Raw genomic sequence first — 16,166 nt, 5'->3', positions numbered from 1 at the left:
CTTCTAAGATACAAAGGATAAGAAGGCACAGGGGCAAAAAGTGCTCTTGTCCATTCCACTGTGTCTTTGTATCCTTCGTGCCCTGATCGCCAATGAACCGGCTTTGTGTACTTTGTAACTTAATTTAAAAAGAAAACTTTGTGAGCCTCCGTGCTCTTCGTGCCTCTGTGGTGAAAATAGTGCCCTCCGTCTCTTAAAAATCTTAAAATACGGGAGTAATTCAACACAGCAAATCTCTTTAAAAAAGACATATTACTCTAAGACTGTTTTAGTCACAAAGTGTCTCAAAGCGGGCCTGAATTGGCTCTAAGACATTATTAGATATTCTAAAATAGTTGGTGCCGCCTGGTGATTAAATAAAATTCCGTGCCGCCTGGTGTAACCTTGGTGCCGCTTGTTAGCACGATTTTCGACCCCCACTAAGCTTACACCAGGCGGCACCAATTTTATATTATACCACCAAGCGGCACCAAGTTTACACCATGCCGCACCAACGATTTTTTTAAAATTCTTAGAGAACTTAGAGCTAGCTTCGAGTTACTTTGAGGCTGAACAGTCTTCATGTAACTTTGCAGGAGAGCCTTATAAAAATAGTAAAAGGGGATGTTATCCCCTGTGTCGAGTAGCACTGCGCTATTCTAGGTATACAGGTAGCCGCCTGGTCCCGCGACGGGCACGCCGAACACGACGCCGATAGGCTGGAGGCCGAAGCTCGAGGCGCCGGCCGAGCCGGTGGCCGCCGAATTCTGGGCGCCCCAGTTACCGCCCACGCCGGTCGAGAACGGCCCGTAGCTCGCGAACGGGCTTATGCCGCAGCCGCCCCAGCCGCCCCAGCCGCCCCAGCCGAACGGGCCGCCGCAACCCTGGACAGCCGTCTGGCCGACATAATCGTTCACGAAGGAATCCGTTGTGGCGGCTCCTCCCACGCCCGAGGTCGTATACCAGGTGTTCGTGATCCCGTTGCCGAGATTACCGGCTCCGACGGCGAGCGGCGTGACCTGCGCACTGGCCGCAGAGGCGGCCACGATGAATAATCCGAATAACGCTAGCACTACCAATCTATTGAAATAGCTCATTAGACTCCCCCTACGTTTAGCTAGTTTATAGACTGGAAATAAATATGTTATCGCCTTTTATCGGGCAGTTGAGACCGGTGAGGCCGCAATAAACACATAGTTATGCTTTTAGAGAAAAATAAATTGGACCTGAGCGGCGAGGGCATGAATGCAGATCTATGGGAGACTCCATTATTAAAAAAGTCTTTGCGAGTCCTCCATGGCCCTGCGGCCTTGCGTATTGGACATTCAAAGATGGCATAACGGGCAAACGATAGTTAAGGGGCAATTTTTATAAAAAGTTCAGGGAGATCTGGACGTCATTGTAGTAATTTTTCGTAGGCTCTCTCGTCCCATTCGAAGATCTCGGTGAGCCTATCCACCAGTACCTTCGCCAGCTCCGGCGCCTTCATGTACCGGTACTCCTTCTCGAACACGTCGAGGAACTCCTCGGTCCAGGTGCCGGTGATCTTGAACTCGATCTCGGAGATCTTGGCGAGCAGCTCCTTCTTGGTCATATCGACGCATCCCGTGGGATAGCATACCTCGGCCGTTTCATCGAGATCGGTGAGGCCTTTTGTGTCGTTTTCTAAAAGGTTATCAAAGTCAATTCTCATCATCGCACCCCTTGACATTCGCCTCGGCCGTCTCTTCCAGCTCCCAGCCGAGCTTGTCCTTTATGACCCAATAGGCCATCTCGGGCGATATAGCGCCTATCTCGGTAATGATCATGTCGATAAACTTGTGAGGCGTGATGTCGAAGGCCGGGTTAGAAATGCGGAGATTCGGCCACTTCATCCGCAGCTCGTTGCAAAGGACCTCCGCCGGGTCGCGCTCCTCGATCTCGACCATCTCGCCGAACAGCGTCCTGGGGCTGAACTTATAGGTCTCGGCGGCACAGATGAAGCCCACGCGGGCCTCGTTCGCGGCTAAAGCCACCTGCGACGTGCCCACCTTATTGACAAGGCTGCCGTTTACGGTAATGGCATCGGCGCCCACGATGACCAGGTCGACCTTCTTCATCGTGTAGCGCACGGCCGAGTCCAGGATGAGCGTCGTGGGAATGCCCGCCTTCTGGAGGAAGTCGACCGTGACGTAGCCCTGCTGGCGGGGCCGGGTCTCGGTCGCGATGACGTTGATCTTCTTGCCCTGCTTGAATGCGGTCTCGAAGATGGAGAACGCGGCGGACGAGTTACAGTGCGTCATGATCGTGTCGCCGTCCTTGATGCGGTGGGCGCCGATCTCGCCAATACGCTTCACAGCGTTCTCGGAGCCTGCGATGAACGCGTCGGCGTTGCTGACGATGGCTTGCCTCGCCTCTGCCACTGTGCCGGCATTATAGCGCATTACCGCCCGCAGGGCGTTGGGCAGTGAAACGGCCGTCGGCCTCGTGCTATATAATAAGTTGTACGCCTCGTCCATCCTCTTATTAAATTCTTTTATATCGTTTGTCCTGATGGACAGGGCCTCTTCCTTCAGCGCTCCGGCGGCGGCCCGGGCGATCTTCCCGGCCCCCCGGATCTCCATGCTCTTGATCTTATCGGCGGTCTCCGTCAACGCGGTCATCACGATCACTGCCCGGCATATGCCGGCACTATCTGTATATCACTAGGTATACAAATATCAATCACTTGAAAAATAGAAAACGGGCCGTAGGCCCGCTTAAGTTTATACTATGGGGGTGCTAAAGCAGGGGCACACCAGGTTACACCAATTGTTAATCACGTACGACGGCACCGATTTTTCTATGGTCGGGCTGTGTATAATGGAGCAGAGCTGCGGCTGAATATTACAGCTCGGGTACGTGATACATGGGGGACAGTAGTTGCACGAGGGACAGCTGTAGCACGGGGGACAGTAGTTACTGCACCACGATGGTACCACGAAGTTCCCGCAGGTCGGTGTCATTACAAGATTGCCGTCCGCTACTGCACCGTCGCTCATCGCCGTGTATAAGACTGGATCACTTACGGCTCCGCTCGAGACCACTCCGCCGTCATCGGCCATGATCTGCATCGTCCCATCGCCGGCGGCAGGCGGCGCCTGGCCTTCGATATATGCGGCGCCCGCCGATACCGCCAGAAGTGGTATCAGTAACAGCGCTAAGACTATTGTTCTAAACCTCACCTATTACCCTCCTCAATATTAATTGATATTCTACGATAATCATATATGCATTAATATATTATAAATTTTATTATTACTACGATTGCGATTGAAGCTATGTGCCTCTCCCAAAATATTATTTAAAAGACGGGCCTTATGGTGTATCGATGGTCGATACATTCGGCATGATCTTTTTCGCTTTGCTCGCGCTGGTAGCCATATACGTCTTTTTATGGCTGATGGGCAAGCCTTACCGTGTTGATCATGAGACTGGCCGGCAGGAGACGACCGTCCCCTTAGAGAAAGGGCGGGCGGAGATGAGCGACGAGGAATTTATCGACTCCTATACCGGACCCATGCTGGAGGACGCGCTCGATGTGCTGGACTCGGCGGTGGACTCCATCAAGTCGGGGCTGGACTTTTATAAACGGTGCGTATGGGAAGCCGCAGGAGATGAGTTCCACGCCGCAGCAAAGGGCATCGACGGCGCTTCCCTGCGCCTGAGAGACGTCGTCGCCATGGTCGAAGACCCCGGCTCGAAGCCGTCGACGGAGGCTAAAGCCCGCCTCGAGCAATGCCGGCAGCTCAGGGCGCTGACCATCCGCATGGAAGAGGCCTGCGACGCACGCGTGGAAGGAAAAGAGGATGAGGCTAAACGGCTAGACGAAATAATGCCAGGGCTGGAAAGCCTGGCTATAAATTTTAAAAAATAGTGATCTTATAGCTCGGGGTCGCCGTCGTTGAAGTGGCAGCCGATGTGCGAGCCGTCGCAGTACGGCTTATTACCCGACATGCCGCAGCGGCACAGGGTAACGCGGTTCCGGACCTCGTATTTAGTGCCGTTCTCCGATTCTACCGGGACGCCGCCCTTCACCCAGAGAGGCCCGCTGCACTCTTTTTCGGGGTCCTCGGTCAGGCTGATCGAGGGCTCGAACTTGGGCTCGATGGGCTTGCCGGTCTCGTTGTCCCATATCACCAGCCTGCCCGAAGAGCACTGGCCTGCGATGTGGGCTGCGAGCTTTTTATCGTTCGGATCGTCAGACTCTGCCGTGAGGCGCCATACTCCGCCGGCCTGGTGGCAGAAGCGGGATACCGCGCATAAGTCCTGGACGTCGGTGAGCGTAAAGCCAGGGCCTTCGATGCGCTCGGCCTGGGCGAGATATTTCTTTTTCGTAGCCGTCTCGGTGCCATCGAAGCCTTCCTTCGCGTGGGTGCCGTCGCAGAACGGCTTATGCTTCGAGCCGCCGCATCGGCAAAGGGCGTAGGTCTCCTGCTCCGGGTAGGCTTTTCCCTTCTTCCATTCGGCGGAAATGCCCTCGCTATCAGCGACGATGTACTCCTTCTCGAGGGGCAGGCCGCCGGTGACGATGTAAGGCCCGTTCTTCGATACCAGTACTCCGCCGGCCTTCTTTTCTTTCGGCTTACCTGCCGTATGGTCAGCTACATGGTCCTTCTTGTTCTTTATCATACAATCCAAAAATTACTGACTTTAACATATACTTTGTTAGAATTACTCGCCAATACGATTGAGTCACTAATTAAAAAATAGATTTAGCGGTCAGGGTATGCCGGTGCCGCCCCGGGTCTCCAGGTTCAGCATCCCCTGTGCCGTGACCTCGTACTTGATGACGACGCTGGTCGCCGGCGGTACCCGCTTTAGCATGTCCGAGGCGAAGGCCAGGTCCAGCGTGACCTTCAGGTGGGTCAGCTCGTACTTCGAGAGCACCTCGGGGAAGAGTAAATATGTCGCAACGCTGGGCGAGATGCGGAACATGACGGCCAGGGCGTCGAACCCCGGGGACTGGGAGAGCATGAGGACGACGGCGTCGCCCGGGCGGTTACCCGGAGCGTATTTCGCCTCCATCTCCACGAAATAGGGGAGCTGCAGGATACGGTTCAGCGCCTCCTTGATGAATTCGCCGTTCACCAGAGCGTTCGAGTAATTCGAGTACAGGAAGTTATAGACGTCCATGCCCGACTTCCGGCCAGCCGTGAACACGGCCCGGTAGCCGTCGAAGTTCCGGGCGAGCCGGTACATAGTGCCTTTTTTATCGTCCTCCTTCGTCTCGAGGAAGGGGGCGGCGGCCTCAAGGGCGGGCTCGATCTCGTCCTCCGAGTGCAGGCCCGAAAGCCGGTCGCGCAGGACGTCTCCCGCCGAGACGAAGTCGTTCTGGCCGGACAGGTAGGTGATCAGCCTGCCCACGTATGCGTCGGTATCCGCTGGCATAGTATTCGCTAGTTCTGCCTGATACGTTAAATGCTTATTCGTTGTGCACTGGCACGTCGGGGAACGGCAGCGTGCTGAAGGCCCGCATGACCCGATAGTTGACGGCCCGCTCGAACACTTCGGCGGCCTCGATCTCCGCCTGCATGCCCCGGAACTTCGCGGTCGCTTCCTCCCGCTCCGCCAGGTGCTCCATGCTGCCCAGGTGCTCCACGCCGTTCTTCATGGACAGGCTCTTGTGCTCCTTTATCGCCTTTATCTTGGTGGCGAGCGTGTCCTCGATGTCGACGTAGATATCGCCGTGCGAGTTGACGCCACTGGAGGTCTCCGAATAGTACAGGCACGGCACTTTGTAGGGCTTGTGCTTCGTCTTGACCTCGCCCACACGGGAGAGCAGGCAGGCGCCCAGAACTGCCTGGGACAGCTTCCGGTGGTCCGGGTTATAATCGGTAGGCTGGTGCGTAATGACGATATCGGGCTTCACGTCCCGGATAAGCTCCACGACCTTGTGGACAGTGGGCCTGTCGTTCTCGATGTTACCCTCCTTCAAGTCCAGGAACCTCGCCTCGCAGCCGAGCACTTTGGCGACCTTCGTCGCCTCCTCCCGGTTCTCGTCGCAGGACGATACGCAAATTACCCTGTCTCCCGCCTTCGCGAGCTTAGCCAGGGTGCCGCCGCACTGGTACGGCATGTCAAAGGGGTCTGCGTGGGCCCCAATGGCCAGAACAGTAAGCTTCTTCGCCATGTTACTCCTCCATTTAAATTATTTTATTATTGCCTTCGCATACCTTAAATCCGCCGGAGAGCACAAAACTTTTAGCCACTGAAGGTAATTCTCGTCCAATGGCGCGCACATATACGATCATCGTCTCGACTGCGGACGCCGCGAGCGTCAACATCCGCGACCGGCTGCTCGAGCTCGCCCGCTGGGAGCGGGCCTTCGACGGCGACTACCGCGTATACCGGCATGGCGCCTTTACAATGGTCGAGATCGGCGATTACCACGTCTTCCAGGACAACCTGGACGAGAAGCTGGACGGCATGGGCTTCAAGCCCGAGGCAATAATTTTTGCGTCCAAGCACCGGAGCATGGAAAACCGAAAAACGCTCACCGTTCATTTTACCGGCAACATCGGCGAGGGCAAGTTCGGCGGAAGCCCCCATGAGCTGGCCGTGCCCGCGCCGCATATCGCGGTCTCCTTACTAAAAAGCCTCAAGAGTGCCGTATCCCCGTACGCAGTCTCCTACGAGGCCACGCATCACGGGCCCTCGGCGCTGAAGGTGCCGTCCGTCTACGTGGAGATCGGCAGCACCATGGAGGAGTGGTCGGATAAGTCCGCCGGCGTCATCGTCGCTAAAGCTATTCTTGGCATAAAAGAATCGCCCGAAATGCCCGTCTTCGTGGGTATCGGGGGCAACCATTACGCGCCCCGGGAGACGACGCTCGCGCTGGAGACCGGCGTCGCGTTCGGCCATATCATCGCAGACCACGCCGTGCCGGAGCTGACCGAGGACGTCCTGAAGCAGGCCTTCGATAAGTCGGGAACGGCCGAAGCCTATGTCGATCGTAAATCCATCCCGAAGGAGCTGCGGGACCGGCTGGACGGCATGCTGCAAAAATTCGGGTATACCATGCGTACGGAAACGGAGATCCGGGAGCTGAGCAAGCCCTGGCTGCGCTGCCCCCGGCTGCTGGAGATCGCGAATTCACGTACACCGCCGCTGAAGATTAAATTTACAAAGAGCCTTGCCGCCGCCATGGGCGACTGTAAGCCCGGCGCCTGTGGCGCCTGCCCGATGGGCATCGCCGGCGCCATCAATGGCGAATTACTGGCCATGGCCTGGAAGGCCGGCCGCGCCGACGTTCAAAAAGTGGCGGAAGAGCAGGGCGTCGTGCTCTTTTACGACCACAATGGGGCCCTCACGGAGTATCTGGGCGGCATGGACCGTGCGGCCGTCGATCAGGCGGTAAAGGAGATCACGCAGGCGTGTATCGATGCGCTGAAGAAGAAATATACGGTCAAGTACGACCACTGGGAAGAGCAATTATACGTCATCGACCGGCGCTTCGACGCGGAGAAGGCGAAGGCGCTGGGCGTTCCCGAGGGGCCGGCCTATGGCCGCCTCGTGAAGGGAGAGTCCGTCACCGTCAACGGCACGACGGTCACTCCGGAAATGGTTTTCTCCGAAAGCGTTAAGAGAATAAAATTAAATAATTATTCAACCAATACAATAGTAGGGGATGGGGTAATGGAACCTGGAGAACCAAGCATTTTCAGCTCTGGCAGAGCTGCGAAGGTAATTGACGATCACGGCGAGATAATCGACACTGACGAGCGCGCCAGCGATATTATCGACGGCGAAGCGCCCGGTGCGATGCCGGAAAAAGTCGGGGACACCGACGAAGACATCATGGCCGTCATGGAGGGCCTCAAGACCAACGTCATCGTCATCGGCTGCGGCGGGGGAGGCTCGAACTCCATAGCCCGGATGTCCAGCGAGGGCATCGTGGGCGCAAAGCTCTTCGCCATGAACACCGACGCGCAGCATTTACTTCATACGAAGGCGGATAAAAAATTCCTGATCGGCAAAAAATTAACGAGGGGATTCGGCGCGGGCAGCCTTCCCGAGGTCGGGGAGAGCGCGGCGAAAGAAAGCCTCTCGGAAATTAAAGCCGCAATCAGCCAGTCCGACATGGTGTTCGTCACCTGCGGGCTGGGCGGCGGCACCGGCACCGGCTCGGCGCCCGTCGTGGCGCAGGTCGCCCGGGAGGGCGGCGCTCTCACGATAGCGGTCGTTACGACGCCCTTTAAGGTAGAAGGCGCGGTCAGGAAGGACAACGCGGAAAAAGGCCTCGAGAAGCTCCGGAAGTCGGCAGACACGGTCATCGTCGTCCCTAACGATAAGCTCCTGGAAGTCGTGCCGAACCTGCCTCTGCAGCAGGCGTTCAAGGTGGCGGACGAGGTGCTCACCCACGCAGTCAAGGGCATTACCGAGCTGGTCACCAAGGCCGGGCTCGTGAACCTGGACTTCGCGGACATAAAGACCGTGATGTCGAACGGCGGCGTGGCGATGATCGGCCTGGGCGAGGGCAAGGGCGATAAGGCGGCCGAGCTCTCGGTGCGCAACGCGCTGCTCAGCCCGCTGCTGGACGTGGACATCTCTGGGGCGAAAGCCGCCATCGTCAATGTCACCGGCGGCTCGCACATGACCATCGGCGAGGCGGAGGCCGTCGTCGAAGAGGTCTATAACGCCATCGACCCGGAGGCAAGGCTGATCTGGGGCGCATCGGTCGACCCCGACCTGGGCGACGTCATCCGTACGATGGTCATCATCACCGGCGTGTCCTCCTCCCAGATACTGGGCAAGCCGCAGGAGGAGCAGCAGCCGGTCTTCAATCCCCAAAAGACATTAAAAACGCAAAAATTCGGGCTGGATTTCGTAGGGTGATAAACGAAAACTATAAATGTTGATAAAATCTTAATTCACATCGTCCTTTTTTGAGGCTTCACTATGGCAGAGAATAAGGCAGGCTCAATATCGCTGGAACGCATCACCGATTCCATCAAGCAGTATGTCAGGATACTCAAGCTCACGCGCAAGCCGAGCATGGACGAGTTCCTGACGATCTCCAAGGTCGCGGGCATAGGCATCATACTCATCGGTATCATCGGGTTCATCATCTACCTGCTCATGGTTCCGATACCTACTATGTTCTTAAAATAAGGTGGTAGTAAAAAATGGCCCAGGAACAACAAATGCAGGCAGAGACGCCGACGGCGTCGGTATACGCTGTGAAGACCACCGCGAACCAGGAGCGGTCGGTGGCTAACCTCATCGCAATGGTGGCGCGTAAGGAGAACTACGACATCCGCTCCATCCTCGTACCGGAAGAGCTGAAGGGCTACGTGCTCGTCGAGTCGCCCATGCACGAGATCGTGGAGCACGCCATCCAGAACATCCCTCACGCCAAAGCGGTCGTCAAGGGCGCATCCTCGATCGCCGAGGTCCAGCATTTCCTGGCGCCAAAGCCCGTCGTCACCGGCATATCCGAGGGCGACATCGTGGAATTAATATCCGGCCCGTTCAAGGGTGAGCGTGCCCGCGTGAAGCGCGTGGATGAGACCAAGGAAGAGATCACAGTCGAGCTTTCGGAGGCTATGGTGCCCATCCCCGTTACGGTCCGCGGCGACATCGTGCGCGTGCTGAGCAAGGAAGAGACCAAGTAACAGGGTCTCTCATATCTTTTTTAATATTTTATGCTGTGTTGAATAACTTCGGGGCTTTAAACGACATGTTCAACACGGTAAATAATTATCATCAACGTAATATCAAATATTATTTATACAACTCTGCCTATTATACTAAATTTAAGGTCTGCTAAGATGGACAAACAGAAGCCCTATCCGGAAGGTACGATGGTCCTGCGGCTTTTTGTTGCCGGAGATACGCTAAAGTCGAGGCTGACCATCGCGAACTTAAAGGACATTTGCCGGAAGGATCTCAAAGGCCGCTGCGTTGTCGAGGTCATTGACCTGACACAGCACCCGGAAATGGCGGTCGACAACAATATCTCTGCCCTGCCGGCGCTCATCAAAGAGCTGCCTTTTCCGGTAAGGACGCTGATCGGCGATCTCGCATCGAGGTCGAAGGTACTTATCGCGCTCGATATTAAGGATCCGGATGAAGAAGCCGGCCGTAAGGTTAAGGCTAAAAAAGCTCTTGATACGAACGCCGAACATGAAAAATTATTGCGGGAAAACGAGCGGCTAAAGGCAGAGAACTACAGCCTGAGGCGAATGCTAAGAAAAAATGATGATTAGCCAGATAAGATAACCGTTACCAGCCTGTTTTTTACATTTCTGCCACGGGTAGCGTAAAGATAAACTTGGCGCCCTGGTTATATACACCAGGAATTCTATCTTCTACCCATATGACCCCGTTGTAGCCATCTACCAGCTTTTTTACAAGATAAAGGCCGAGCCCCGAACCCTTTGCCTTTGTGGCGCCTTTCTCGAACCGCTGGAAGACCCTGTCCTTGACCCAGTCTGGTATGCCGGGCCCGTTGTCCTCGACGGTGCAAAGGAAATATTCCTTGCCCTTTTCCTTAATACGCTTTATATTAATATCTATCATAAGCGGCCTGATGGGGTCGGAATGCTTGACCGAGTTGCCGACCAGGTTGGAAAAGACGTCCTTTATCAGGTCGTTCGCCTTCACCGGGCATATTTTCGGAGACTGGACGTTTATCGTGATATTCCGGCCGGTTACTTGCGCATATCGCTTTATTATCTCCGGTAATATATCGTTTATATTAATGATCTTTGTCGCATTGGCCGACTCCGAATGCTCGATGGTCGCCTGCTTCAGCTTCCTTACGTTATCGATGATCTCTGAGGCACTCTTCATTGCTTCCAGGGGTTTTTCAATGAGCGTCTTGATCTCGTCGACGTCAGACAGTTCCATGGCCAGCTCGAGATACCCGATGCCGATCTGGTTCAGGTTATTGATGTCGTGGCCCATCAGGTCGAGGTACAGCTCGGCCTGGGACTTTGTCTCGATCAGCGCTTTCTCGACCGCTTCCCTCTGCTCGATCTCGCGCCTTAGTTCCTCTTCCGCCGTCCTTCTTTCCTCTATATCGGCCCGGAGCTCTTCCTCGGCGGCTACCCTCGACTCGATCTCGTTAAGCAATTGCCTGTTAGTATTTTCAAGCTTTGCCGTCCGCTCATGGACCCTCTCTTCCAGCTCTTCCTCATATTGTACGTGCCCCGTGACGTCCCGGAACGATATCAGGTACGACGGCTCCTCTTCCCACACGACCTCGACCATGCGCATCTCGGCCGCGACGAATTCCTGGTAGCCCCTTACGATGTACATCTCCACGGGATCCTGCAGGATGATGGGGAAACCGAGCACCTTGCCGATCAGCTCGGATTCCTTCATGTTAAAAAGGATATTGGCCGCCGGGTTGGCGTACCGGATGGACCCTCTATTATCGAGGACGAGCATGGCATCGGCGTTCCTCTCGACGATCACGTGGAAATCATTCTCTCTCCTGCGCAGCGCGGACTCGGTGCGCTTTCGCTTCGCGATCTCCTCGACGATGAACCGGAGCTCCGTGAGCTGCGATCTCGGGTCTGCGCTCTTTTGCAGGAAGAGCTCGGCGCCGCTACGCACGGCCCTGATGATGGCGTTCTCCTTTCCCTGGCTGGCATAGATGATAACGGGCACATCGTTCCCCTGTGCCCTCAAGGTCTCTAAAAGCTCGATGCCATCCATCCCTTGCATCTCATAGTCCGATATGATCACGTCAAAAGTTTTTTTGTTCAGGAGCTCGAGAGCCTCTTCCGCCGAGCCGACGGCAGTGACATCCAGGCCTCCGTCTCTCTCCAGCAATTTTTTAGCCATCCTCTGGAACTCGGGCTGGTCATCGACAAGCATAACCGATATCATGGATATGATCTCACAAGTTATCCGTACCGACACTATATTGTTCCCTTCTTCTTTATATCAAGCCCGACAATGACTTTCTCCTCGATCGTCAGGTCCCCGATCAATCGCTTGACCGGCTCCGGAAGTTTTCTTATGACCGTGGGTATGGCGAGTATCTGCTCGCCGGCGGCAAGCTGCGGATTTTTCATGAGGTCTATGACTTCGATAGAGTACCTGCCATTCAGGTGCTCATCGCAGATCTTTTGGAGTTTCCGTACGGAATCCTGCATTTTCGGGGTCTCTCCCGCCACGTATATCCGTAAATCCCAGAACTCTTCGCCATCTTTCATCATTTTTCCTTTGCTTATCCTGGATGTCATAGTTCTCTGTCCTCGATCATTGTGCCTGCCGGACCCGGGACATTATTTCGCGGTCTTTCATCGCAATTTCCAGGTCCTGCTCTTTCTGCTTCAGGCTTTTTACCAGATCGTTCTCATCCACCTTGTACTGCACCTTTAATGCGGCGATCCTGGCATCAAGCTCCTTTTGTTTTTCTGCCAGCTTGATACGCGCATACTCAATGTCGCGCTGGGCATCGAGTATCGTCGCGTTATCCCTGGCCTCCTGGGATATCTTCGCGCTGCCCATAAGCACGCCGGACGAGCCAACGTATGGCTGTATCAGGTCGATGCCCTCACTGGTGATCACGAACTCCTTGATCTGGTTGGAGTGCCGCATGCCCCGGGATTTCAATATCGTCAGGCCCCGGTTGCGCTCGCCGTTAAACTCGAAGTTCCGGAGAATGATCCACGTGTCGATCATTGACGAGATGAAGGTCTCGGGATGTTCCGGTCGAACATCGCCCCGGATCAGGTCGGTGAAGAATACGGTGATGCTGTGACCCTTCATCAGGTCGTTAAGCCGGGTGAGCATCGACTTGACCTCTCTTCCGCTCCCGACGGCCGACAGGTCGGTGATCGGGTCGACGACGACATTCCCGGGATTGAATTTTTTAATGCCGTCCTCCATCATTACGATGTGCATCTCCAGGCCATAGAGGGCCGGCCGGGCGATGTGGAACTTTAATAACCCCTTTTTCACCCATTTTTGGAGGTCGATGCCGATGGAGCCCATGTTCCGGATGATCTGGTCCTGGGTCTCCTCAAAGGCAAAGTAAAGGCATTTTTCGCCCCGCCTACAGGCCGCGTCGACAAAATACGCAGCACAGCTGCTCTTGCCGGTGCCGGCGGTGCCCGATACGAGGATGGAGCTTCCACGGAAGTAGCCTTTCCCTCCGAACATATGGTCGAGGCTGGCGATGCCCGTCGATACGCGCTCCCTCGATATCTTATAATCCGTCTTAATTGAAGTGATCGGGAATATCGTTATGCCCTTATTTCCAATAAGGAACGGGTACTCGTCGATACCATGCGTGCTGCCGCGGTATTTTATGATTCGGAGCCGCCGCGTCGCAAGCTCGTTCATCACGCGGTTATCCAGCAGGATCACGCAATCGGCGATGTACTCCTCCAGACCATAGCGCGTTAAAGTCTTCTCCCCTCTTTCTCCCGTAACGACCGCAGTGATGCCCCGGTCTTTCATCCAGCGGAATAGGCGTAATAGTTCCGAGCGGACGATGGCGTCGTTTCTCAAGCCAGCGAACAGGACCTCGATGGTGTCCAGCGCGACGCGCTTTGCGCCGATGGAGTCGATCGCATATCCCAGCCGAATGAAAAGAGCTTCCAGGTTGTATTCGCCCGTCTCTTCGATCTGGCTTCGCTCCACGAAGACGTGGTCGATGGCGATCTTCTTTTCCTCCATCATCTTTTCAAGGTCAAAGCCAAGCGAGGCAAAGTTCTTTTTCAGGTCGGTAACGTTCTCTTCGAAGGTGACGTAAACCCCCGGCTCGCCAAATTGCATAGCCCCATGCGCGATAAATTCCATGGCGAACATGGTCTTACCGCTGCCTGCCCCGCCCGCGACCAGCGTCGGCCGGCCTTTTGGCAGCCCTCCATAGGTGATATCGTCAAATCCGTTTATCCCTGTAGGGACTTTCGGTAACTCGACTATTTTCGGGACACCCTTTTCCTTCGCCATTTATATCACGTCCAAAAATATAATGATCAGAGTATTTGTTTTAATATCGTCTAAACTTAGAATTAGGTTAACGTCTTTATATTATTTATCCATATCGAACGAATGTTATAATAAATTTAAGCGGCTAAGTCTTATGTCAATGTTTTATTAGCCATAATAAATAAATTTAACTTTTAGTACCTATCCAGAGCGCCATACCTGCGTAAAATTTGCCCCGACGACCCATCGCGCGTCATTCATGCCTTAAATGATTTAAATAAATTAAAATTGACCTGTAGAGCGGTGTAATGATTTGTCCGAATACGGCCGCCGGTTGAAGACAGTAGACATTGCTATCGGGATCTTCCTAATTTTCGCTATCACGGTCATCGGCTACTTTGCCCTTTTCGGCGGCCACAGCCAGGCGGGAATATCGAAGGCCGCTCCGGTCGAGGTGCACTTCATCGACGTGGGCCAGGGCGACTCCATCCTGGTCAAGGCCGGCGATAAGAGCATGCTCGTCGACGGCGGCCGGCAAGTAGAAGGGCCGAAGCTAGTGTCCTACTTGAAAAGCCAGGGCATCACTTCCATCGATGTCCTCGTGGCCACGCATCCTCATGCCGACCACATCGGCGGCTTGCTCTCCGTGCTCCGGGAGATCCCCGTGAAGGAAGTGCTGGACAGCGGCATGCCGTATACGACAAAGACCTATGAGGATTACCTTACGCTGATCGACCGGAAGAACATACCATATACGGTTGCCGAAGCCGGCCAGACGTTCCAGCTTGGGCCCGACGTGAAGGTCGAGGTGCTGGCGCCTCCGGCCTCGAAGAACGATGGCGGGGTCAACGAGAACTCGATCGTGCTGAAGGTCATACACCATAACGTCTCCTTCCTGCTCATGGGCGACGCCGGGATACCGGAAGAGATGCAGATACTATCCTCCGGCTATGACCTGAAAAGCGACGTATACAAAGTCCCCCACCACGGCAGCCAGTACTCGGCATACTGGGCCTTCATATCGGCAGTATCCCCGGTGGTAAGCGTGATCGAGGTCGGTCCGAATAAGTACGGCCACCCGAGCAAGGCCGAGCTTTCCCTGCTGGCGCAGAAGGGCTCGGCGGTATACCGCACCGATCAGAACGGCAACATTGTCGTGAGGTCCAATGGTACGGCCTTCACGGTCACGCCGGAGTATGAGATGACATCGGCTAAGGTATTATCATGTTCGCCGTCGTATGGCGCGATGAGGTGCGCCACATGAAGGCTACGATCGATAGGATGGAGGACGGGTGGGCCGTGCTGCTGTTGAGGGCGGACGAGAGCATCGAGTTCGAGCTGCCTGTGTGCATGCTGCCGGGCGGGTCAGGGGAAGGCGACATCCTGGATATTGATATATCCAAAGATATCGAGGCGACGAAAGTGGCAACAGAGAGGGTGTCGGGGCTCATTGAGAAGCTGAAGAAGAAAAATACAACCAGCTCGATCATTAAAAAGCCATCTGGAAAATAGTCGTGCGCATGGCTTTCACTTGATGGTTCGGCTTCGTGCCAGAAACCGAAGGGTTGTACGTACGTCTCTAGCCCTATCATTGCAAATGTATGACATTTAGCATTTCGCGAATATGCAAGAAATGATTTTATTTCTTTGAGCATAATATCAGATAACTGGAGTTTTTATGTCCCCGAAAGAATCGCTCGAGCCCTACAGGAGTAAGCGGGACTTCGAAAAAACGCCCGAGCCCGCCGGGGGAGAGGATAAAGAGTTACAACATCCCATCTACGTCATCCAGAAGCACGACGCGAGCCACCTGCACTACGACCTGCGCCTGGAGATGGGCGGCGTCCTGAAGTCCTGGGCTATACCGAAAGGCCCCTCGCTGGACCCGAAAGTAAAGAGACTCGCCATGCCCACTGATGACCACCCGATCGACTATGCCTCGTTCGAGGGCACAATACCCGAAGGCCAGTACGGCGGAGGCACCGTTATGGTCTGGGATATCGGTACATACAGGAACCTCCGGGAAGAGAAGCCCGAGGGACACAGGTTAACGATGGAGCAGGCCTACGACCAGGGAAAGCTCGAGGTCTGGCTGGAGGGAAAGAAGCTCAAGGGCGCCTACGCGCTCGTGCGCACGGGATTCGAAAAGCGGGGATGGCTGTTCTTCAAGATGAAAGAGGCCCGCGAGGGCGCATACGAGGATATCGAGAAGGCCGAGCCCGACTCTGCGCTTACCGGGCGCAGCCTGGACGAGATCGCAAAAGAGGGATGAG

At 55.1% G+C, this 16,166-nt stretch carries 18 protein-coding genes and 1 pseudogene; 9 read left to right on the top strand and 10 right to left on the bottom strand.

Going from position 1 to position 16,166, the window contains the following annotated elements:
• Positions 1 to 638: 638 nt before the first annotated feature.
• The 4 genes from VMC84_RS08660 to VMC84_RS08645 form a co-directional block, all read right to left on the bottom strand.
• A complete protein-coding gene (locus tag VMC84_RS08660; RefSeq protein WP_325379678.1) occupies positions 639 to 1,052 on the bottom strand; it encodes a hypothetical protein in 414 nt (137 codons plus the stop codon).
• A gap of 323 nt (positions 1,053 to 1,375) precedes the next feature.
• Positions 1,376 to 1,675, bottom strand: coding sequence for a hypothetical protein (locus VMC84_RS08655; RefSeq protein WP_325379676.1), 300 nt, complete (start codon positions 1,673 to 1,675; stop codon positions 1,376 to 1,378).
• Positions 1,662 to 2,621 carry a ribose 1,5-bisphosphate isomerase gene (locus VMC84_RS08650; protein WP_325379674.1) on the bottom strand — a complete coding sequence of 320 codons (960 nt, stop codon included), beginning with the start codon at positions 2,619 to 2,621 and terminating at the stop codon, positions 1,662 to 1,664. The genes VMC84_RS08655 and VMC84_RS08650 overlap by 14 nt, the downstream gene beginning before the upstream one ends.
• 102 nt (positions 2,622 to 2,723) lie before the next feature.
• Entirely contained in the window at positions 2,724 to 3,182 is a 459-nt protein-coding gene (locus tag VMC84_RS08645) for a hypothetical protein (RefSeq protein WP_325379672.1), read from the bottom strand.
• Between the two features lie 146 nt (positions 3,183 to 3,328).
• Here VMC84_RS08645 and VMC84_RS08640 point away from each other — a divergent pair, with 146 nt between their 5' ends.
• Positions 3,329 to 3,874: a hypothetical protein gene (locus VMC84_RS08640; RefSeq protein ID WP_325379670.1), complete on the top strand. Its 546-nt coding sequence runs from the start codon at positions 3,329 to 3,331 to the stop codon at positions 3,872 to 3,874.
• A gap of 5 nt (positions 3,875 to 3,879) precedes the next feature.
• Here the strand turns inward: VMC84_RS08640 and VMC84_RS08635 are convergent, their stop codons facing one another.
• The 3 genes from VMC84_RS08635 to VMC84_RS08625 all read right to left on the bottom strand — a co-directional run bounded on the left by VMC84_RS08635 (position 3,880) and on the right by VMC84_RS08625 (position 6,130).
• On the bottom strand, positions 3,880 to 4,629 hold the full coding sequence (locus VMC84_RS08635) for a CDGSH iron-sulfur domain-containing protein (protein WP_325379668.1): 750 nt from the start codon (positions 4,627 to 4,629) through the stop codon (positions 3,880 to 3,882).
• 90 nt (positions 4,630 to 4,719) lie between these two features.
• Positions 4,720 to 5,388, bottom strand: coding sequence for a hypothetical protein (locus tag VMC84_RS08630; RefSeq protein ID WP_325379666.1), 669 nt, complete (start codon positions 5,386 to 5,388; stop codon positions 4,720 to 4,722).
• A gap of 34 nt (positions 5,389 to 5,422) precedes the next feature.
• Positions 5,423 to 6,130: a PIG-L deacetylase family protein gene (locus tag VMC84_RS08625; RefSeq protein WP_325379664.1), complete on the bottom strand. Its 708-nt coding sequence runs from the start codon at positions 6,128 to 6,130 to the stop codon at positions 5,423 to 5,425.
• A 98-nt stretch (positions 6,131 to 6,228) separates the two neighbouring features.
• On the opposite strand from VMC84_RS08625, the pseudogene VMC84_RS13800 reads away from it, so the two are divergent.
• From VMC84_RS13800 to VMC84_RS08605, 5 genes and pseudogenes are all read left to right on the top strand, one after another.
• Positions 6,229 to 7,005 (top strand): annotated as a pseudogene (locus VMC84_RS13800) (D-aminoacyl-tRNA deacylase); the annotation flags it as partial.
• Positions 7,006 to 7,761: 756 nt separating this feature from the next.
• Positions 7,762 to 8,835, top strand: a complete 1,074-nt coding sequence (ftsZ, locus tag VMC84_RS13795) for a cell division protein FtsZ (protein ID WP_349256762.1) — start codon at positions 7,762 to 7,764, stop codon at positions 8,833 to 8,835.
• 63 nt (positions 8,836 to 8,898) lie between these two features.
• Positions 8,899 to 9,111, top strand: coding sequence for a protein translocase SEC61 complex subunit gamma (locus tag VMC84_RS08615; RefSeq protein ID WP_325379660.1), 213 nt, complete (start codon positions 8,899 to 8,901; stop codon positions 9,109 to 9,111).
• A gap of 14 nt (positions 9,112 to 9,125) precedes the next feature.
• Positions 9,126 to 9,614 carry a transcription elongation factor Spt5 gene (locus VMC84_RS08610; protein WP_325379658.1) on the top strand — a complete coding sequence of 163 codons (489 nt, stop codon included), beginning with the start codon at positions 9,126 to 9,128 and terminating at the stop codon, positions 9,612 to 9,614.
• A 156-nt stretch (positions 9,615 to 9,770) separates the two neighbouring features.
• Positions 9,771 to 10,208 carry a circadian clock KaiB family protein gene (locus VMC84_RS08605; RefSeq protein ID WP_325379656.1) on the top strand — a complete coding sequence of 146 codons (438 nt, stop codon included), beginning with the start codon at positions 9,771 to 9,773 and terminating at the stop codon, positions 10,206 to 10,208.
• Positions 10,209 to 10,239: 31 nt separating this feature from the next.
• Here the strand turns inward: VMC84_RS08605 and VMC84_RS08600 are convergent, their stop codons facing one another.
• The 3 genes from VMC84_RS08600 to kaiC are packed head-to-tail and all read right to left on the bottom strand — an operon-like array spanning position 10,240 to position 13,914.
• Positions 10,240 to 11,826, bottom strand: a complete 1,587-nt coding sequence (locus VMC84_RS08600; RefSeq protein WP_325379654.1) for a response regulator — start codon at positions 11,824 to 11,826, stop codon at positions 10,240 to 10,242.
• A 44-nt stretch (positions 11,827 to 11,870) separates the two neighbouring features.
• A complete protein-coding gene (locus VMC84_RS08595) occupies positions 11,871 to 12,197 on the bottom strand; it encodes a circadian clock KaiB family protein (RefSeq protein ID WP_325379652.1) in 327 nt (108 codons plus the stop codon).
• Between the two features lie 16 nt (positions 12,198 to 12,213).
• Complete coding sequence (gene kaiC / locus VMC84_RS08590) at positions 12,214 to 13,914, bottom strand: circadian clock protein KaiC (protein WP_325379650.1); 1,701 nt, start codon at positions 13,912 to 13,914, stop codon at positions 12,214 to 12,216.
• A gap of 292 nt (positions 13,915 to 14,206) precedes the next feature.
• Between kaiC and VMC84_RS08585 the strand changes: the two genes are divergently transcribed.
• The 3 genes from VMC84_RS08585 to VMC84_RS08575 all read left to right on the top strand — a co-directional run bounded on the left by VMC84_RS08585 (position 14,207) and on the right by VMC84_RS08575 (position 16,165).
• On the top strand, positions 14,207 to 15,157 hold the full coding sequence (locus VMC84_RS08585; protein WP_325379648.1) for an MBL fold metallo-hydrolase: 951 nt from the start codon (positions 14,207 to 14,209) through the stop codon (positions 15,155 to 15,157).
• The gene (locus VMC84_RS08580) at positions 15,154 to 15,405 is read left to right on the top strand and encodes a DUF3006 domain-containing protein (RefSeq protein ID WP_325379646.1); all 252 of its coding nucleotides are present in this window, start codon (positions 15,154 to 15,156) and stop codon (positions 15,403 to 15,405) included. Before VMC84_RS08585 ends, VMC84_RS08580 begins: the two co-directional genes overlap by 4 nt.
• Before the next feature lie 166 nt (positions 15,406 to 15,571).
• Positions 15,572 to 16,165 (top strand): DNA polymerase ligase N-terminal domain-containing protein, encoded by a 594-nt coding sequence (locus tag VMC84_RS08575; RefSeq protein ID WP_325379644.1) that lies wholly within the window; start codon positions 15,572 to 15,574, stop codon positions 16,163 to 16,165.
• Position 16,166: the final 1 nt, after the last annotated feature.

Origin of the sequence: Methanocella sp. (genome assembly GCF_035506375.1) — an archaeon.
GTDB lineage: Archaea > Halobacteriota > Methanocellia > Methanocellales > Methanocellaceae > Methanocella.
Note: the sequence above shows the minus strand (reverse complement) of the source record. Positions and strands in the feature narration are given on the sequence as shown.

Coding starts and splice junctions, on each gene's coding strand:
- VMC84_RS08630 (WP_325379666.1), bottom strand. CDS start 5,388: ATGCCAGCGGATACCGACGCATACGTGGGCAGGCTGATCACCTACCTG.
- VMC84_RS08610 (WP_325379658.1), top strand. CDS start 9,126: ATGGCCCAGGAACAACAAATGCAGGCAGAGACGCCGACGGCGTCGGTA.
- VMC84_RS08615 (WP_325379660.1), top strand. CDS start 8,899: ATGGCAGAGAATAAGGCAGGCTCAATATCGCTGGAACGCATCACCGAT.
- VMC84_RS08635 (WP_325379668.1), bottom strand. CDS start 4,629: ATGATAAAGAACAAGAAGGACCATGTAGCTGACCATACGGCAGGTAAG.
- VMC84_RS08640 (WP_325379670.1), top strand. CDS start 3,329: ATGGTCGATACATTCGGCATGATCTTTTTCGCTTTGCTCGCGCTGGTA.
- VMC84_RS08655 (WP_325379676.1), bottom strand. CDS start 1,675: ATGATGAGAATTGACTTTGATAACCTTTTAGAAAACGACACAAAAGGC.
- kaiC (WP_325379650.1), bottom strand. CDS start 13,914: ATGGCGAAGGAAAAGGGTGTCCCGAAAATAGTCGAGTTACCGAAAGTC.
- VMC84_RS08605 (WP_325379656.1), top strand. CDS start 9,771: ATGGACAAACAGAAGCCCTATCCGGAAGGTACGATGGTCCTGCGGCTT.
- VMC84_RS08575 (WP_325379644.1), top strand. CDS start 15,572: ATGTCCCCGAAAGAATCGCTCGAGCCCTACAGGAGTAAGCGGGACTTC.
- ftsZ (WP_349256762.1), top strand. CDS start 7,762: ATGCCGGAAAAAGTCGGGGACACCGACGAAGACATCATGGCCGTCATG.
- VMC84_RS08580 (WP_325379646.1), top strand. CDS start 15,154: ATGAAGGCTACGATCGATAGGATGGAGGACGGGTGGGCCGTGCTGCTG.
- VMC84_RS08595 (WP_325379652.1), bottom strand. CDS start 12,197: ATGACATCCAGGATAAGCAAAGGAAAAATGATGAAAGATGGCGAAGAG.
- VMC84_RS08650 (WP_325379674.1), bottom strand. CDS start 2,621: ATGACCGCGTTGACGGAGACCGCCGATAAGATCAAGAGCATGGAGATC.
- VMC84_RS08625 (WP_325379664.1), bottom strand. CDS start 6,130: ATGGCGAAGAAGCTTACTGTTCTGGCCATTGGGGCCCACGCAGACCCC.
- VMC84_RS08600 (WP_325379654.1), bottom strand. CDS start 11,826: ATGCTTGTCGATGACCAGCCCGAGTTCCAGAGGATGGCTAAAAAATTG.